At 33.4% G+C, this 18,033-nt stretch carries 13 protein-coding genes; 3 read left to right on the top strand and 10 right to left on the bottom strand.

Annotation, left to right across the window (positions count from 1 at the left end; translation table 11 throughout):
• Positions 1 to 9: 9 nt before the first annotated feature.
• The 3 genes from QY331_01515 to QY331_01505 all read right to left on the bottom strand — a co-directional run bounded on the left by QY331_01515 (position 10) and on the right by QY331_01505 (position 3,898).
• Positions 10 to 1,080, bottom strand: coding sequence for a hypothetical protein (locus tag QY331_01515; GenBank protein WKZ69930.1), 1,071 nt, complete (start codon positions 1,078 to 1,080; stop codon positions 10 to 12).
• Positions 1,081 to 1,203: 123 nt separating this feature from the next.
• Positions 1,204 to 3,309, bottom strand: a complete 2,106-nt coding sequence (locus QY331_01510; GenBank protein WKZ69929.1) for a CFI-box-CTERM domain-containing protein — start codon at positions 3,307 to 3,309, stop codon at positions 1,204 to 1,206.
• A 184-nt stretch (positions 3,310 to 3,493) separates the two neighbouring features.
• On the bottom strand, positions 3,494 to 3,898 hold the full coding sequence (locus tag QY331_01505) for a hypothetical protein (protein WKZ69928.1): 405 nt from the start codon (positions 3,896 to 3,898) through the stop codon (positions 3,494 to 3,496).
• A 298-nt stretch (positions 3,899 to 4,196) separates the two neighbouring features.
• Between QY331_01505 and QY331_01500 the strand changes: the two genes are divergently transcribed.
• Positions 4,197 to 4,970 (top strand): exodeoxyribonuclease III, encoded by a 774-nt coding sequence (locus QY331_01500; protein WKZ69927.1) that lies wholly within the window; start codon positions 4,197 to 4,199, stop codon positions 4,968 to 4,970.
• A gap of 79 nt (positions 4,971 to 5,049) precedes the next feature.
• Here the strand turns inward: QY331_01500 and QY331_01495 are convergent, their stop codons facing one another.
• The 5 genes from QY331_01495 to QY331_01475 all read right to left on the bottom strand — a co-directional run bounded on the left by QY331_01495 (position 5,050) and on the right by QY331_01475 (position 12,208).
• Complete coding sequence (locus QY331_01495; GenBank protein WKZ69926.1) at positions 5,050 to 7,149, bottom strand: methyl-accepting chemotaxis protein; 2,100 nt, start codon at positions 7,147 to 7,149, stop codon at positions 5,050 to 5,052.
• A gap of 25 nt (positions 7,150 to 7,174) precedes the next feature.
• Entirely contained in the window at positions 7,175 to 7,660 is a 486-nt protein-coding gene (locus QY331_01490; protein ID WKZ69925.1) for a chemotaxis protein CheW, read from the bottom strand.
• A gap of 182 nt (positions 7,661 to 7,842) precedes the next feature.
• Positions 7,843 to 8,913, bottom strand: coding sequence for a response regulator (locus QY331_01485; protein WKZ69924.1), 1,071 nt, complete (start codon positions 8,911 to 8,913; stop codon positions 7,843 to 7,845).
• A 110-nt stretch (positions 8,914 to 9,023) separates the two neighbouring features.
• Positions 9,024 to 9,788, bottom strand: coding sequence for a response regulator (locus QY331_01480; GenBank protein WKZ69923.1), 765 nt, complete (start codon positions 9,786 to 9,788; stop codon positions 9,024 to 9,026).
• Complete coding sequence (locus tag QY331_01475; protein ID WKZ69922.1) at positions 9,788 to 12,208, bottom strand: PAS domain S-box protein; 2,421 nt, start codon at positions 12,206 to 12,208, stop codon at positions 9,788 to 9,790. The genes QY331_01480 and QY331_01475 overlap by 1 nt, the downstream gene beginning before the upstream one ends.
• Before the next feature lie 278 nt (positions 12,209 to 12,486).
• On the opposite strand from QY331_01475, the gene QY331_01470 reads away from it, so the two are divergent.
• Positions 12,487 to 13,608, top strand: a complete 1,122-nt coding sequence (locus QY331_01470) for a serine hydrolase domain-containing protein (GenBank protein ID WKZ69921.1) — start codon at positions 12,487 to 12,489, stop codon at positions 13,606 to 13,608.
• 11 nt (positions 13,609 to 13,619) lie between these two features.
• Here QY331_01470 and QY331_01465 read toward each other — a convergent pair whose 3' ends face one another.
• Both QY331_01465 and QY331_01460 read right to left on the bottom strand, forming a co-directional pair.
• Complete coding sequence (locus QY331_01465; GenBank protein WKZ69920.1) at positions 13,620 to 16,136, bottom strand: PAS domain S-box protein; 2,517 nt, start codon at positions 16,134 to 16,136, stop codon at positions 13,620 to 13,622.
• A gap of 857 nt (positions 16,137 to 16,993) precedes the next feature.
• Positions 16,994 to 17,122, bottom strand: coding sequence for a hypothetical protein (locus tag QY331_01460; GenBank protein WKZ69919.1), 129 nt, complete (start codon positions 17,120 to 17,122; stop codon positions 16,994 to 16,996).
• Positions 17,123 to 17,201: 79 nt separating this feature from the next.
• On the opposite strand from QY331_01460, the gene QY331_01455 reads away from it, so the two are divergent.
• The gene (locus QY331_01455; protein ID WKZ69918.1) at positions 17,202 to 18,026 is read left to right on the top strand and encodes a transglutaminase-like domain-containing protein; all 825 of its coding nucleotides are present in this window, start codon (positions 17,202 to 17,204) and stop codon (positions 18,024 to 18,026) included.
• The last annotated feature ends 7 nt before the right edge of the window (positions 18,027 to 18,033 follow it).

Here is an 18,033-nt window from a genome sequence, read left to right as displayed (position 1 = left end):
TTTACACTATTATTTAGTTTCAATTTTATTATGGAACCCGCATTTGCAGGTTAAGTTCATAAACGGCTTTACATTTACTTTTTTGATTTTTAATTCCCTTCCACAGTTTTTACAATATCCGACAATTATTTTTTCCAGAGGTAGAATTTGGGGAGGAGAGATTCGGTCAATTGATTTCTTAAGCAAAGAAGCGAAATGAAATGCATCCTCTCCGAACATTGCTCCAACTTGAAACTCTTCGTTTAATTCAATTTCCCGATCTCGTCCGACTAAAAAGGTTTTTCCATTTTTCTTGACAGTTTGCAGAAAAGTAAGCAGATGTGGATGGAAAAATTGATATATAAAATCATTCATTTCCTCGTATAGATCTTCCATTGGTTTAAGAGACGGGTCGCCAATTTTTTCAAGCGCATCCAATGCCATCAAATATTCTTTTTCTTCAACAAGTAAGTTTGTCCGTTTGTAAAATTTATTTCGAAGGAAATCAATGAGATACGGAACAGCAATATCACTTTTCAATTCTGACAGCCTTTTTAATGCTCTATCTCTTTCATTACAGGCAGACTCATAAGGATCATAAGGTTTATCACGCATATAAAGCTGATAGGATAATTTTATATTATATTTTTCTTCCCAATCCATCTGCTTTTCAATTTGCTTGTTTCTGTCTTTATAATATTTATCAAGTTCTGTCTGCGTTTCTTCATCACTTGAAACTTTGGGATCTAATTTTTTAACTAAAACATCAACTGTTTCATAAGTGCTTCTTGGATAAATTATTCCTTCTATCAAGCTGCGCTTGTTTTCCGGTAATTCAGACTGCAACAATTTCTGTCCAATTAATCTTGCCGTTTCGTAATTTTTATTTTTATCTGTCAGTTGATATAAAACATTTGTTATAGCATCAATTGCCGATTTATCGTTTAATCTTATCAATGCCAAGAGCGCTTCATTACCGCATTGATTTTCAGTCGAATCGGATGAATTGATATAATTAAGCAAGCCGGCAAGAGAGCTTATATCCCGTTTTTCTTCTAATTTCTTAGTGTTGGGTAAAAAAATTTTTTTAATTAAGCTCATTAAGAAATTCCTCATAACCTATTCTAAAAGCACCGGATAAGTATGAAATTTGATTTTATCTCCCGAAATATTGCCGCAGCATTAGACTAAATTACTTAACAATATAAATGTTATGAATTCTCCTCATATTTTATTGAACCGATTAGATTTATCGACATATCTTATTATTGGTTTAAGCAATACTCTTGTTGAGTATTTTCTTTTATCCGATTTTTTTATCCACTCGGCAATAGAAGGAGAAATTTTATAGTAACATTTTATAAACAATCTGCCGATGAAGTATTTTTGAAGAACGTTATCACGGAAACTGCGTAAAGTATTTACCTCGGTTGCATTTGCAGAAAATCCTGCGGTAGCGATAAAGCATCCGGCATTCGTCTGCTGCCCCACAAAAGTTGCAGATGAAGATTTGAAGTATTCCCCTGTCGGAAGCAAATAACGAAATTCTAATTTTAGATTTTTTGCCAATGAATTTGAAAGCAAGTAAACAAAGGTTTCCTCAAAACCCTCGCCAGGACTTAGGTGCCACTCCATAAAGGAGTTTTGTGAAGCGAATCCACCGAATATTCTTTGGGTAAGATTGCCATTTTCAGCATTTTGATTTGTAAAAAATGTTGTGATTGATCCGGCTTTTACAACAGAGTTGCCGGCACCGTAAAAATCAGCTTCAATTTTTTCTCCCGATTCGTTAACAAGTGCAAAATTTGAAGTTGATATTCTTACCCACCTATTTGAATTATTAACTAACTTCACTTTTGATGTGATAAATATATATCCGGATGAAGAAGTTAACTCCATATCGGTATCATCTTTTTTGAATAGATAGCGGGATGTGGTTGATAACGGTTCAAAGGTTATTTGTAAAAAATGACTCTCAACAGGATGATCAAAATTCTCGAGTTTAAGTTGTAGGTATTCCTTGTTATCGTCCACTTCAAAAATAAATGAATCTTCATATTTTTGATTAGGCCAAATATGCCATTCAACAAAGGACAGATATTCGCTGAGAACACCCTCAAATTGACATATCTTTTTATTATTCTCACTGTTAATTGTATTTTTAATGAGGTGTGTTATTCCGCTCTCGATTACTGAGTTTCCGGTACCGCAAAATTTGGGATAAACCAATTGGTTTGAATTATCTTCAATATTGAATTGGTTTGAAGAAAAAGTAATATGGTGTGGCGTAGGATTATCAATAGTCACTTTTGCTACAAATAACTTTTTAAATGCTGAAGCCGTAAATATTTTTACTGTAGAATTATACTTGTATTGATATGTCTTTGTAGTTTTAAAGGAGTTTACAATAAAATTAAAACCCTTTTTCGAGACACTCGAAATTTCTTCTACCACTTTTGTTTGGGGGCTCTCATCTGTATTAAAATTTTGAGGAGATGTTTTCAAACTATCATTCTTATTAGCTGTAAGCTCGGCAGATTCAATTCCAGCTTTAAGAGAATCAGCGTTTGATAAATTATTTTGAAAAACCTTTGAGTTATCTTTTTCTTCTTGGATCTCTTGTTTAATAGGAACTCTGCTGTTTAATTTAAAGTTGGTGAAAAAACCATCCAGCGTAGTTTCGCCCCTGTAGTTGGAATCCCAAGTGGAATAAAGATATAATTCTTTATCAAAAATATTTTTGTATGCCCAATCGGTAAATTCATAATGAGATATTCCTGGGGACAACTTGTACACAATTCCTAATACTGCACTTCCGCATAAGTCATCATAACCGGAAATAAATTCTTTTATAAGTTTGCTGTACTTATTGTTGCTGGGGTCTTCATAAATAAATTTCATTCTGATTTCGAGCAAATGCTGAGCATTTTCAATCGTAATTTTTCGCATATCCCACAAAGAAGGTTTTGTTTCCCGGTAGACTACATATTCTTGATCATAATCTAATTCCTCCAATTCTTCGTCTTCAGTTTCTTCAATTGCACCTAAAGATCGTAAGTATGCAATTGTTCCTAAATTAGCTTTGTAAGTCGGTTGCTTGATCCAGTCCAATAAAGTTTTGTCACTGACCTTAACATTGAAATCAGCCCCGTAATCGACTAATGTTCTGGTGATATCCAGTCTTGCATCTCCCATACAAGCTGACATAATAATCATCGGTTCACCGCTCGGTGTTGTATCATTGGCATTTAATGCGCCAGTTGCAAGAAGCATTTCCAATTGGGAAGTATTGCCCCTTGAGATCATCGAATAAATTTGTTCTTTGTCCATGTTAACGTCCTTCAGCTAATTTTTATATCTAATAATCATATAATCATAATGACATATTTATATAATTAGAGAATGAGCATTCTGTTATAATACCACAAAACCACTATTAAACGTTTTGAATCATTCAACCAAACTCAATATTAAACTAGTGGTCTTAAATACCTCAATCTGATAGCTCTGGTTTTTATTCTTTTGCCACAAGTATAAATCGCTTAGCCCCTACTAAACTTTTTTCATAAGTATTCCATGTTATATAAACTTTCGGTTTTTTTTCTCCTGCGTCGTTATATGCTCCGTCTCCCATTAATCTTATACCTTCATTCGGAATTTTTAATATGGCGAGAAGTGAATCCAGATTCTTAAACAACTCCATCCCCCAGCATGCAAAATCTTCTTTAGTTAAACCACCTAGTGTCGTGATCGGATCGTCGGCGGGCATAAAGAGATAAACATTTTTGTCCCACGTATTGACAAATTCAACCGCTTCTTTTGTTGTTTTTACCTCAGGAATCGAGTTGTCGGATTCCTGAGCACATGCGGAGAAAAAGCACACCACTACAAGCAAAAGCAAAAACTTTAATGCTTTCATAAAGGCTCCTTGATTAAACTAATTTATGTTGAGAATTCCGCTTCGGGAGAGAATGTAAAATATGGGGTAAGAAAAATTTCCGTTGAGTAATCTGTATTCTTACTCTCTCGGAGTAGTGATAATTTACGACACTATTATCCGAACATTTTTTTTTATTGTCAATAACCCACTAAAAGATATATTACACTTTGCGAGTTGAATATTATTGTTAATATTGATTTTTGATAATTTTCAAATTTTAAATAAAAACCCCGCTAAGCGAGGATATTTTACTATTTTGTAATAAAAAGGGGAAAAAATGAAATCATATACAATGCTATCGTGGAATGTAAACGGAATAAGAGCAGTTGCAAAGAAAGGTTTTCTTGAGTGGTTTAAAAATGAAAATCCCGATATACTTTGTCTGCAAGAAACTAAAGCCTGGGAAGAACAGCTTGATGAATCCTTAACAAATGTTGATGGTTATCATGCTTATTTTTCCCAAGCTTATAAAAAGGGTTATAGCGGAGTCGTTACTTATACAAAAGAAGAACCAATAAGCATTAGCAAAGGTTTTGGAATTGAGGAATTTGACAGCGAAGGAAGAATTGTAATTACCGAGTTTAAAAAGTTTACTTTATTCAATATCTATTTCCCAAACGGTAAGCGTGATAAGGAACGATTGAAATACAAACTCGATTTCTATGAAGCATTTCAAAAGTATGCTGTTGATTTGCTGAAACAAGGAAAGAAAATTATTGTCTGCGGAGATGTAAACACTGCACATAAAGAAATTGATTTAGCCCGACCCAAAGCAAATGAAACTGTATCCGGATTTTTACCCGAAGAAAGAGCTTGGATGGACAGATTTTTTGCCGAGGGTTTTATCGATACACTAAGAATGTTTAACAATAATCCTGAAGTCTATACTTGGTGGGATGTAATTACTCGTTCTCGAGAAAGAAACGTCGGCTGGAGAATCGATTACTTCTTCATCAGTGAAAACTTGAAAAAGAATATTACCGATGCATTCACAATGCCGGATGTTATGGGCTCGGATCATTGTCCGGTTGGAATAAAGTTGAAATTCTGATTTGATATTGTTAATAAAAAAAGCCGCCAAAACTACGGGCGGCTTCAAGTTATCGCATGTACTATATTTTTGGGGGTGCTTAATGATTCACTAATCTTCCATTACCTGTAACTTTGTAATGTTTTTCTTCTTTTACTGTTACATAATCCTCTTGCTTCATTGAGTGACTTCTAGCATTGATCTTAAATTTGCTTATCAAGTTTTGTAGATTATCAGTTAGTCTGTTTAGATCTTCTGCAGCTCTTGCAATCTGTTGTGTACCAGCTGCCGATTGCTGTGTAACACTGCTGATTGATTCTATGTTCTTACTAATCTGTTCAGCAGCACTTGATTGTTCTTCGCTCGCTGTTGCTACTTGATTGATTTCATTACTTACTGATTTTACTGCCTTATCAATATTTAATAAAACATCTTCTACTTCTGCGTTTAATTCGATTCCTTTGGCAACCACTTTACCCGCTTCTACCATTGATTCATTCGCTTCTTTTGCTTCACCTTGGATCTGCTTAATTGTTTCAGCGATTTCTTTGGTTGCTTTTGTTGTGCGTTCGGCAAGTTTACGAACTTCATCTGCTACAACCGCAAATCCTCTGCCTTGTTCTCCAGCGCGGGCTGCTTCAATAGCTGCGTTTAGTGCAAGCAAGTTTGTTTGATCCGCAATATCATCAATTACTTGTGCTATCTCACCAATCTGATCTGTTTTATTTGCAAGAGAACCGATTACTCTGGCTGTACCTTGTGCCGAGGTTGTAATTTCATTCATTCCTTCTTTTGCTTTTATAATATTTTCGACACCGGTCTTTGTTAGTTTACTTGCGTTTACTGAACTTTCTGATGCTATGTTTGCATTCTTTGTTGTTTGTAGAATGGTCGTTGTCATTTGTTCAACTGCTGAAGCAACTTCTGTTGCTTGTGCTGATTGTTCTTGTGCTCCGGCTGCCATTTCTTCCGATGATGATGAGATTTGACTGCTTGCACTAGCTGTTGCAGAAACTGATTCGGTTACTTCTCTTATTGCTGTTTCTAAAGATTCACCAAGTTGATTAATACTGTCTTTAATAATTTTATGATCATTTTTATAATTTCCTGTTACTCGCGGTGTTAAATCTCCTTTGGCCATTATTTCTAATACTCTTGAACCTTCTTGAACAGGAGCTATAACTTCATCCAAAATTCCGTTAACACCAACAACTAATTGACTCCAAGTTCCTTCAAATTTCTTTGCATCGCCACGACTGCTTAATTTTCCGTCTTTAGCATCATCAATCAAACCTTCCATTTCGTCAGAAAGCATTCCAACTTTTTCGCGAACTACTTCATAAGCATCAATTCCAGCTTGTGCTTTTGAAAGCATTGAATCAAATACTTGAGCCATTTGACCGACTTCGTCATTTGTAGTTATGTTAAGATGTTTCGTTGCTTTTTCTACTTTTATTTTTAGATTGCCTTTCGCCAATCCCACTAAACCATTGCCAAGATTTGTAATACATACCGATTCAAGTGATGTCATTCTTTCTTTTACCATATTAACAGGGCGAACTATACTGTTTGTTAAGAACCATGCAAAACCAATAACAAATACAAGAGCTAAAATGCCAATAACTAATAGTAAAGTGGTGGCTGTACTATACGCATTATCAACATCAATAGATCCTTCCACTACTGATTGATTTTGATAGTTTATAAGTTCTTCTACAGCTTGAATATAGCGCTCCTGAGGTGTTTTGTAATCACCAACCAGAATTGCAATTGCACCATCGATGTTGCCGGCTTCATATTCATTTAACAATGCTTGTCTAACCGGAAAAAATTCATTTCGTCTGATATCGTTAATCTTTGCTATAAGCCCTTTCTCTTTATCTGATTTAACGGTTTCATTAAATTTTTCCATGTTACGGTTAACAATTTCACCTGTTGTTTCAAACAATTTATAGGTCTCTTGTTTGATTCTTGGATCATTAGAAAGCAACATATTGCTTATCGCTACTGCATTTGTATTAATTGCTGATACAATTTCATTAGCTTGAACTGTCTTGGGAAATCTGTCATGTACAATTAAATCTATTTCATCATTAACCGTTGACAAACTATTTAAGCCAGTAAATAAAACCACTCCCAGCATAAAGACTGCTATCCCAAAACCAATACTTAGTCTTACCCCGATTTTTAGATTCTTCATTTTATATCTCCTTTAATTAATTTATTTAGTTAGATATTTCTTCTAATATTTCTTTTTCATTTTTTAATAAGAGGGCATCTAAATCGAGGAGAATTATAATTCTGTCCTCTAGTTTTGCAACCGATGTAATGAAGTCGCTATCAACTTGGGCAACCAACTCAGGTGGATTTTCGAGTATATCTTTCGAGATTCTTAGTACTTCATTTACTTCATCAACAATGAACCCAACTATATTTCCGGCAATATCAACAACCACAATTCTAGTTTTTGCATCGTGAATTTTGTTTTCAATTGATAGTCTTTTCCTTAGATCAATCACCGGAATAATTCTGCCTCTAAGATTGACGACACCCTCCACAAAATCCGGTGAGTTCGGGACTTTTGTTATTTTAAGCATCCGGTTAATTTCTTGAACTTTAAGAATATCAACACCAAATTCTTCTTTCCCAACTTTAAAGCTGACTAGTTGTATTAGTTCTAAATTCTCCTTTTGGGTTGAAGTGACTTCCATTTATTCCTCCTAACTATAAATTTTCCTCTCGTAGTTCATCATCGTGTTTTAAAAGTGCCGTATTAGGGATTTTGTATTAAACGGGCAATTTTTGATATTAGGCGGGCAAACAGCTGTTTGACAAATGAGAATCTTTAAAAAGAGTAAATCAAAATAATTCGAAAAGAAGAATTTGGGGGATCTTAATTTAACGGCAGCAATATTTCACAGATTGTATATTTATTTAACTCACTTTTAATCTTAAACTCGCCTCGAAGAATTTTGATTGTTTTACTTACGATAGCAAGTCCAAGTCCTAATCCTGATTCATAAAAATTCTTTGCTTCAAATCTACCAAAGGCATCAATCGCTTTAATTTGTTCGGCAGTCATACCATGACCATTATCTTTAATTCTTATTAGGTAATTTTTTGTGTCTTTGATTCCTTTAATAGTTACTTCTTTTTCAATATTCGAATACTTCAGCGCATTCTCAACTAATTCTTTAATAACGGTGTTGATAAAAAATTCATCGATGTCGAACGAGACGGATTCAATATCTGCTTTAATTCTTTCAGTTGCTTTAAGGTTACTCTCTAAACCTAATAAACTATAACGCACCGATTCATCTGATAAGGTTGAAGGATTGTTGGCTTTCATTTTATCACGATTACCATCTTTAATAAAGATTAGATCTTTATACAATAAAAACTTCTCAACTTTCTGATGTAAGATTTTTCCGTTCTTGTGAATTAATTGAGCCATCTCTTTAACTTGATCAAGATTTTCTTCACCAAGCAATAGTTCAGAAAAGCCAAGTATCGGAACGAGTGGCGTTCTTAATTCATGCGGTACTTTTGAAGATATTTCATCTTTCAATGCTTTTGTTTTCTGTTTGACGTTTTCAACTTTCTTTAATCGTGCTGCAACCGCAGCTAACAAATCATCTATCTGAAATGGTTTGGTTAAATAATCATCTGCTCCTAAACTCATTCCTCGTCTAATATTCTTTTGTTCGGCTTTTGCGGTTAGTAAAATTATTGGTGTGGAACTCAATTCATCATGTTTCATAATTTCTTCGATGAATTCAAATCCATTCATCTTCGGCATCATTATATCACTCAGGATTAAATCGGGGAAGTATTTTACAGCTTTCTCAATTCCTTCCGAACCATTTTCGGCAGTAATAACTTTGTAGTTTTCGGTCTCTAATATATCAGCAATGTTACTTCGTAGAAAAGGATCATCTTCAACAACGAGGATTTTATATTCCATAAAAATCTACTCCCCTAATATTTGGTCATTACAACTCATTATCGATTTATTCTGCAGAATGTTAAATGCAAATGAATTAACCGGATAACATTCTGTTTTCTAGTAATAGTTTATGTATACCTTTCCCTAATTTTACTACTGTAACGCTTACTTACTACTAGTGGCTCAGGTTCATCTTTCAATTTGATTATGTATGAAGTACCACTAATTTTTTCAATTTTGCTGATGAACTCATTATTTATAATTGTAGATCGGTGAATTCTCGTAAAGTATAATTCCGGTAATTTCTGTTCCCATTCATTTACAGATGACCTATGTAAAACACTCTTCCCGTTTTCGAAGTTCATTTTAACATACGGTGTTTCAGCTTTGATATATTTTAAGTCTCTTATAAAACAAAATTGCGATTTTCCACCGATTGAAACTAAAATCTTATCATTTATGTCGTACTTCTTATTTTCATTGGATTTTGACTGATCTTCAATTTTTGAAAGGCTTGAAAATTTATTCAGGCGTACTTTTATAGAATTGAGCAAATCCCAAATATCGAACGGTTTGAAGATATAATCATCCGCACCTAGCTGCATACCCTTTCTCAAATCTTCTCTTTCTACTTTTGCGGTTAAAAAGATAAATGGAATATTTTTTGTCTTATCGCTTTGAGAAATTTCTTTTAAAACTTCATATCCGTCTTTATTAGGAATTGAAATATCACAAATAATTAAATTCGGTTGTGCTTCTTTTGCTAAATTGATACCATCTTCACCGTCAACGGCAATATGAACTTCATACCCTTCTTCTTCTAAAATATCTTTAAGATTCCGAATTAATATCGGATCATCTTCAATTACCAAAATTCTTTTTTTGTCTTTCATTAGTTTATTGGTATTGTAACCGTAAAAGTTGTTCCTTTATCAATCACACTATTTACTGAAATTGTACCGTTCATAGTTTCAACGGCTCTTTTAACAATATTTAATCCAAGTCCTGAACCTGGCACTCCGATAGAGTTTTTTGTTCTATAAAAGGCATCAAAAATATATTTGATTTCATCTTCCGGAATTCCAATTCCATTATCGCTGACAGTTAATAACAATTTATTATTATGATAAGTTGCATTTAGATTAACTTCACTTTCCTGTGGGCTATATTTTATTCCGTTAGTTATTAGATTTATTACTACATGTCTAAGCAGTTTTTTATCCACTTTCATTTCGGAATCATTTATATCACAGAAAATATTCACTCTGCGTTCCACATCGATATGTGATCTAACTTCGTCCATAAACGAATTAAGCAAGTTGCATATATTTACTAATTCAGGTTCATTTTTTAGTATTTCTCTATCTGCCCTACTGATTGTCAATACATCATCAAGCAGTTGAGTGAGGTATTTTACTGTTGATTCAATTCTTGTATGGTGCTGATTCAATTTTTCTTCACTCCATTTTGAAGAATAACGTTGAATCATTTGCGTTGACGAAAGCAAAGCGGAAAGTGGTGTTCGGAATTCATGAGAAACCGTAGCTATAAATCTGGTTTTTAACTCGTTGATTTCTTTCTCCTTCGAGAGCGATTCTTCAAGCTGTTTTTCCAGAAGTTTACCTTTATCAAGCTGTTGCCTCAACTCAAAGTTGACCTTATCTAATTCTCGTGTTCTTTGTGCAACAAGCTCTTCCAAGTTTTCTCGATACTTTTGTAGTTCCATTTCGCGTTTAACATCATCTGTAATGTCTTCTTTTACAGCAACAAAATGAGTGATTTGGTTTTTATCGTTTTTTATTGGTGAAATTATCGCTGATTCCCAAAAAAGCTTACCGTTTTTCTTTTTATTATGAAGAACCCCTGACCAAGTATTTCCGGAGGTGATAGTATTCCACATATCTTTATAAAATTCATCTGATTGATCACCGGATTTTAGCATCCTAGGATTTTTATTTACTACTTCATCAAAAGAATAACCTGTAATTTTTAAAAAGGTTGGATTGACGTATTCAATATCACCTTTTAGATTTGTTATTACTATGCTTGCTGGATTTTGTTCAACTGCTAGAGATAACTTATACAATTGTAGTTCGGTTTTTTTCTTATCTGTCACATCATGAAGAACAGAGTGCAAATGATCTTCCCCATCGATCTTCATAACAGTACTATAAACTTCAACATCCGCAATTGATCCATCTGCTTTACGGTGCTTAAATTCGAAAAAAACTTTTTCTTGTTTTTTTGCGTCTTCCATAATTTTATATACTTCGTCTTCAGGAAGCAGATTGATCTCGGATATTTTCATTTTCTCAAGAGTTTCAACTGACCAACCATAGAACTTCGCAGCCGCTTTATTGGCATTAACAATTGCTCCGGTTTTAACATTGATAATAAATTTAATCGCAGAATGATTTTCGAATAAATTCCTAAATTTTTCTTCACTTTTGCGTAGCTGATCCTCAGTTAATTTTTGCCCAAGGATATGAGTCTCCAACTGCTTAGTATATTTCTTTAGGTTATCATACAGCTTGGCGTTAGTTATTGCCAGAACCGCTTGGTTTGCTAATCCGTTTGCTAATTCAATTTCTTCCTGAGAAAATTTTACCGGAGCATCATCCTTCCCGGCAATCAGAACTCCCTGAGCTTCACCTTCTAGAATAAGAGGAATGTAAAGAAGTGATCTTAAGTTACGGGTTTCGACTATAACTCTCTCTTCTTCGGTCAGCCTTGTTTTCGAGGTGTCGTGTATAATTACAAGATGCTTTGACCGCAAAGCTTTTTCAATATGTGGGTGGTCTGTTAAATCGGCTTTCCGAAATTCATCAGGGAAATCGGGAGGAATGGGTGGGGATGTTGCTCCTAAGACAATATCGTTCTTTTCGACTAAATAAATCGCGGTGGTTGGAAGTCCTAACAAATTAGCGGCACTGTCAGTGACCAATTGTAGTAAACTCTTTAGTTCAAGATTCTTAGCTAAAATACTGCTTATCTTAAGAAGAATTGCTTGCTGTTTATTTCTTTGCTTTAATTGTTTATCTCTTTCCTGTAGATCAGAATTACTAACTTTAACTTTGTTATAAGATTTTCTAATTAAGAAAAAAATTAATAATGCAGTACCGACTACAAAAAATAATCCTTTAAGTAACTGGAAATGCTCAATGTTTTGAACATCTTGAAATGTACTGAAGAGAATTTTATCCGAATAAATTATCCACAATACAGAGACAACTAAATAGATGATCGCTATTTTAAAATGCGGTTTATGTAGTAAGGATTTTAGATGAGAAATTGGCTTTGCATTATCTCGCATAAATTGGATTCACTTCCGTAATGTATTTAAAAGTATTTTAGCAAATAAAATAATGCATGTAATCTATATTGGCACGAAGGTAATAAAATAAATTTTTGCTCAATTAAGATAATCCGACTTGTGTGTCAAGTTAAGAAATTTGTTCCAATTTGTAAATTGATTCAAAACACAAATCTGAAGTAAACCGAACGCTTTGATTGATAAGCAAGTTTCCAGATTTTCTAAAGTTCTTGAATTAATATTCGATAATAATATATGTTATAGATTCCCGAGTTATGATGAAACTCCGTATAGTACTTTTATTTTTCTTATTACATCTGACTTCTTGTGAACATTCAACAGACTCCACCGATTTCTCTCTTGCAGATCAAAATGAATTGAAAATTAGAGAAGTAGTTCAGCAATCGTTTGTAGATCATAATGTACCCGGAATATTACTTCTTTTAAAATTTGAGGATGGATCAATTTTCAAAGATGCTTTCGGTTATTCAGACTTAAGAGATTCCGCAATAATTAAAACTTCACAACAATTCAGAATCGGAAGCGTTACTAAAACTATGATTGGAACCGCAGTATTAATTTTAGTGGATAGAAATATTATCAAATTCGAAAATACTCTTGAGGAATTATTACCCGGCGTGATTACCCGAGGAAATGAAATAACATTAATGATGTTATTAAATCATAGTTCCGCAATTCCAAACTACACAAATTATGATGCGTTCCTTGATATTTATTCAACAAACCCAACTTACGAATGGACACCAAAAGTGATATGTGATCTTTTTAGAAACGAAGAATTGCTTGATACACCCGGAGAAAAAAGTTATTACAGTAATTCTAATTACTACTTGCTTGGATTGATAATTGAAAAGTTTTCGAATAAACCTTTGACCGACTTTCTGCGTGACGAAATTTTTCATCCGCTAAAAATGTATAGTACTTATCTACCTGAAACCAGCGATCTTGATGGAAATATTGTCAGAGGTTATTTAGATATAAACAATGACGGGATAATTTCTGACAATGAAGATTTCACTTCACAAGATCCTTATTCAATTTGGGCTGCAGGCGGAGTCGTTTCAACAATTGATGATCTGCTTATTTGGACTGAGGAATTGATGGCGGGAACTTTGCTCAGCTCTGCTTTGCAGGCAACAAGAAATGTAATCGATGTTCCTGTTGCCGAGGCACCAATCGGAGTTAATTACGGATTAGGAATTTCAGATATATTCGGCGCAATAGGACATACCGGAGCTGTTGCCGGCTATTCAACTATTATATTTAATTATAAGAAAACAACTTTTATTGCATTCGGGAATAGCTATGAAACAGCAAATGAGAGTGGATTAATAGCAGAAGATCTTTTTGAAAAACTTAAAAATGCTCTGTTCAATTAAGAGTGATTGTTTTATTGAATCTCTTTTAATGCTTCCAACTCAACTTTAAAAGTACTCCCAACATTTATTTCTGATTGAACATCAATCTTAGCTTTGTTTATATCACAAAATTTGTGAACCAAAGTTAATCCCAAACCATTTCCCTCAAACTTTCTGGTGTATCCTTGATGTTCTTGTCTAAACGCTTCAAATAAATAAGGGATAAATTCTTTGCTGATTCCTATACCTGTATCTGTTACTTCCACTATAATTTTATTTCTTTCTTTCCGCATATAAACAGAAATTTTTCCTTCCTTTGTGTATTTTATCGCATTATCAATCAGATTAGCAAAAATTTGTACTAAACTATACCTATCGCCGTAAACAAATGCTTGAGATATCTGAGATGATAATTCCAAAGTTAGGTTTTTTGATTTGGCAATAAAGTTATATTCACCGACTAATTCCTTCAGCACATCCTTGATTAAATCAACTTTAGTAAACTCGGGTTCGTATGATCCGGTTTGAAGTTCCGACATGTTAAGGATTGAATCCACAGTTCTTGTAATCCTTTTACCGGATGAGTTCAGAATTGTAAATATTTCACTTAACTCAGCAAGCTGTTCTTGCTCTAATTCATCTTTAATAAATTGAGTGGAATTTAGGATTATATTCAATGGTGTTCTAATTTCGTGTGACATTTGAGCTAAGAATTCCGACTTCAACCTATTTGCACTTTCCGCACTTTCAATTGCTTTAATTAAGTTATCTTCAAAAAGTTTTCGTGTTGTAATATCTCTGATACTGCCGGCTATTCTTTCTTTTGGTGTATTTTGATCCACTAATCTTGCAGTAACTGCGCAGTAAATAATACTTCCATCTTTATTACGTAATCTTACTTCAAAATCCTCAACTTTGCCTTGCTCCATTATTTTTTCCAAAAAACGATTTCTATCATCAATGTTTGCATAAAACATTGTAATCGGCTTGCCGATAATTTCTTCTCTGCTGAATTGACCTTTGGATAATATTTGAATTGATGGGCTCATTTCTATTATTGTTCCGTCTAATTCGGCTTCATAATATATATCCACAATATTTTCAAAAATCCGTTTATATCTTTCACGACTTTCAACTAAAGCATTTTCTTTTTCAACAAGATCTGTAATATCATTTGCTAAAACTATTCTACATTTTTTATTATCTAAAATAATATTGTGTGAGTGTATTCTTACATAAATGATTTTTCCGGATTTTAATTGGTGACGCCAAATTATATTCGGATCATGTATTCCCTTGTTTTCTTTAATATCCAGAAAGTATTCCTCAAGAATGTGTTGGTCTTCTTCAGGTCTTATATCTTTAATGCTCATGGAAAGAAATTCTTGCTTTGTATAGCCGTATTTGTTAGTTGCCGCTTGGTTTATATCTATAAATTTCAGTGTCTCTTGTTCATAAACCCAAATTGGCTCCGGGTTGTCTTCAAATAATAATCGATATTTTCTTTCGCTTGACTTAAGTGCTTCTTCCATTTTAAATCTATCTGAAATATCTCGCTGAACACTAATTAAAACTTTCTCTCCAAAATATTTCCCGGAAGTGATATTCACTTCTAACGGAAACTGAATCCCATCTTTTGTCTTTCCCCAAATTATGATTTGTTGAGATTCACCGTTAAGCACTTTTTTAATTTTACTTTCGAGAATTATAAAATCATTCAGTATGGAATCGGTAAATATTTTATAAGACTTACCAATCACTTCCAATTTCGAATAGCCAAAAAGTTCCTCTGTATGTTTGTTGACGTCCAGTATTTTTCCTTTAGTGTTTTGAACTATTATGGCCACATTTACACTGTCAATAATTCCCCTAAAAGTTACGCGAGATTCTAGTAATCTAGTTTCGTAATTAATTTTTTCTGTGATGTCCTGCATTACAGCCACAACATTAGTCAGCATTTTAGTTTTCAAATCAAATAGAGGGGAAGCATTAATTGAAAGAAATATTTTCCTCCCGTTAGTAAGTTCTATCGCATGTCGCACATCAAATACGGGTTGATTTGTTTTAACCACTTGAGAAAATGGTAATCGCTCATTTGGGAACTCATTTCCGTCAAGATCACTAATTTTCCATTCCGGTGAGTTAAATTTTCTCGTTTTTAAATTACTCTCGGAAAGCATTAGCAACTGTTTAGCATAGTTATTCGCATACTCAATTGAACCATCCAAGTTAAGGATTGTTATTGCGATCGGCATTAGATCGGCAACTTGGTCACGCAAAGCTTTTTCTTTGTTTAACTGTTCTTCGGTATGTGTTCTTACTTGTTCTTCTGATTTGATTTTTTTTAAGTAGTATGATGTGCTTATGTAAAGGACAATCGTAGTAAGAACAACAAAGATTAATCCTTTTGATAAATTTACTCCAAAAACAAAATCTTCGGAAGGATAAAACAAGTTCAGGGTAAAGTCGGATAGAAGTATCCAGGCACTTCCGGCAAGAAAATATATTAGTGAAATTTTTATGTTTGGGGGAAAAACTTTTTGTTGCATTCTCTCCTTTCCCCAGCAAATTAGAGTTATAAATAACAACTTATTTTATGAGATGCAATAAAAAAGACTGCGTGTATGATTTACAGCAAATACTTAGTCGTGATGAGTATTTTATTTGAATTAATAAGTGGACTCAAACTTATGAGTCCACCAAATTATTTTTAGAGAAGAATTACTATTAAGGTAAGTGTAAAAAAGAATAAGCTCAGACTGATAATAAGGTCCCTTTTAATTTGCCCCTTGTTATCAAACTCTTTTTGAAATAACATTTAAGCCTCCCAGCCACGCCCAATAAAAAGATGAAGTGTAATATTATGCTTATACCTCGTTTGTTTAAATTTTAAATTCGCACATCAAAGTAATACTTCACTCAAATATTGTCAATCCGTATAAATACTTACGAATCTGACACCACCTCTTATTTATAGATTAAAGTTAATTCGGGGAAAATTCTAAAAAAATGACACTTATCACAGAATGTTTCTAGAATCTTATTATTGTTCGCGGGAGTTATTGATTTAGAGTTATAGAGATTTGAACCATCACATAAAATAAAACTACGGTTGCAATAAAAAATATCGAAGCTAGTTTGAGTTCTTTTCGTTTCTCCGTTTTGTAAATATCATGACTGTTCATTGTTCCCTCAAATTGAATTTTTGTTAAGCAATTATATAGAAGCAATATTAATAGACTATTACCTCGCTGTTAAATAATTATTAACAAGCTGAAATTAATTCTGAACCGAATAAGGATTTAATACGTCATAAGAAAAAAACGGAGTTCAACATGTTAACCTTTTTGCTTTGGATTCTATTACTAATTATCTGCTGGCCTCTGGCGTTGATTGCATTATTCCTTTATCCGATCTTTTGGTTGTTATCAATTCCCTTTAGAATCTTTGGATTTGCAGTTGATGGATTGCTTAAATTCATCAAATCATTATTTCTGTTTCCGTCCAGAATTCTTAGCGGCAGATAATTAATCATCTTTACGATTTTTCTCTTCTTGTGTACCTTTTAATTGAGAATATTATTATCTATGTACTGAAATTAATTCTCGATTAAGATGAGCGACATTACCACATTACAATATTTAGTTGATCTTGTAGATGACGAGACTGAAGAGGTACGTAAACAAATAATAAAGGAACTTATTAATTACGGTACTAACTTAGAACAAGATCTACACGAATTTTCAGATGAGTTAACTGAAGCTAAGTTATCAATTCTAGAACCCGTTCTTCAAGAAAATAGAAGACAATGGTTATATGAAAATTGGAATTTATGGCAGCGAATTGATGATGAGTATGAATCTCTCGAAAAAGGAATGGAGCTACTTTCCGCTTTCCAAGACGGGCTAACCGACGAAAGCGAATTATCAATCCTTCTTGATTCCCTTTCGGAAGAATTTATGAATAAATTCCCTTTTGGTGATGAATTTGATCTAGCTAATTTTTTGTTTAGAGAAAAGAATATTACCGGAGCTAAGCAAGATTACTATAATCCCCGTAATAGTAATTTAATTTACACAATAAAGCACAAGCAAGGACTTCCAATCACCTTAACTGTTCTTTATATGCTTATCGGCGCAAGAGCAGGTCTATTTATTGAAGGATGTAATTTCCCGGGTCATTTTTTAGCTAAGATTAAAATGGATGAAGAGGTAATCTTGGTTGATTGTTTTAATCAAGGACGATTAATTTATGAGACTGAACTACAGAAAATGGTTAAAGAATCTTATGAAGCTGTAATGAAGATTATAACTGCTCACACAAATCCTCCCTCAATTATTAGAAGAATGTTGAATAATCTTGCTAATGCCTATAAACAAAAAGGTGATCAGGTGAATAGTGATTTCTTTTCCGGACTGATAAAAGTTACTACTTGGTAATCTAAAA

Source organism: Melioribacteraceae bacterium, from assembly GCA_030584085.1.
Lineage (GTDB): Bacteria > Bacteroidota > Ignavibacteria > Ignavibacteriales > Melioribacteraceae > SURF-28.
This window is presented reverse-complemented; position numbering and strand designations above follow the sequence as displayed.

Coding starts and splice junctions, on each gene's coding strand:
- QY331_01515 (WKZ69930.1), bottom strand. CDS start 1,080: ATGAGCTTAATTAAAAAAATTTTTTTACCCAACACTAAGAAATTAGAA.
- QY331_01495 (WKZ69926.1), bottom strand. CDS start 7,149: ATGAAGAATCTAAAAATCGGGGTAAGACTAAGTATTGGTTTTGGGATA.
- QY331_01465 (WKZ69920.1), bottom strand. CDS start 16,136: ATGCAACAAAAAGTTTTTCCCCCAAACATAAAAATTTCACTAATATAT.
- QY331_01500 (WKZ69927.1), top strand. CDS start 4,197: ATGAAATCATATACAATGCTATCGTGGAATGTAAACGGAATAAGAGCA.
- QY331_01510 (WKZ69929.1), bottom strand. CDS start 3,309: ATGGACAAAGAACAAATTTATTCGATGATCTCAAGGGGCAATACTTCC.
- QY331_01505 (WKZ69928.1), bottom strand. CDS start 3,898: ATGAAAGCATTAAAGTTTTTGCTTTTGCTTGTAGTGGTGTGCTTTTTC.
- QY331_01455 (WKZ69918.1), top strand. CDS start 17,202: ATGAGCGACATTACCACATTACAATATTTAGTTGATCTTGTAGATGAC.
- QY331_01485 (WKZ69924.1), bottom strand. CDS start 8,913: ATGGAATATAAAATCCTCGTTGTTGAAGATGATCCTTTTCTACGAAGT.
- QY331_01470 (WKZ69921.1), top strand. CDS start 12,487: ATGAAACTCCGTATAGTACTTTTATTTTTCTTATTACATCTGACTTCT.
- QY331_01490 (WKZ69925.1), bottom strand. CDS start 7,660: ATGGAAGTCACTTCAACCCAAAAGGAGAATTTAGAACTAATACAACTA.
- QY331_01475 (WKZ69922.1), bottom strand. CDS start 12,208: ATGCGAGATAATGCAAAGCCAATTTCTCATCTAAAATCCTTACTACAT.
- QY331_01460 (WKZ69919.1), bottom strand. CDS start 17,122: ATGATTAATTATCTGCCGCTAAGAATTCTGGACGGAAACAGAAATAAT.
- QY331_01480 (WKZ69923.1), bottom strand. CDS start 9,788: ATGAAAGACAAAAAAAGAATTTTGGTAATTGAAGATGATCCGATATTA.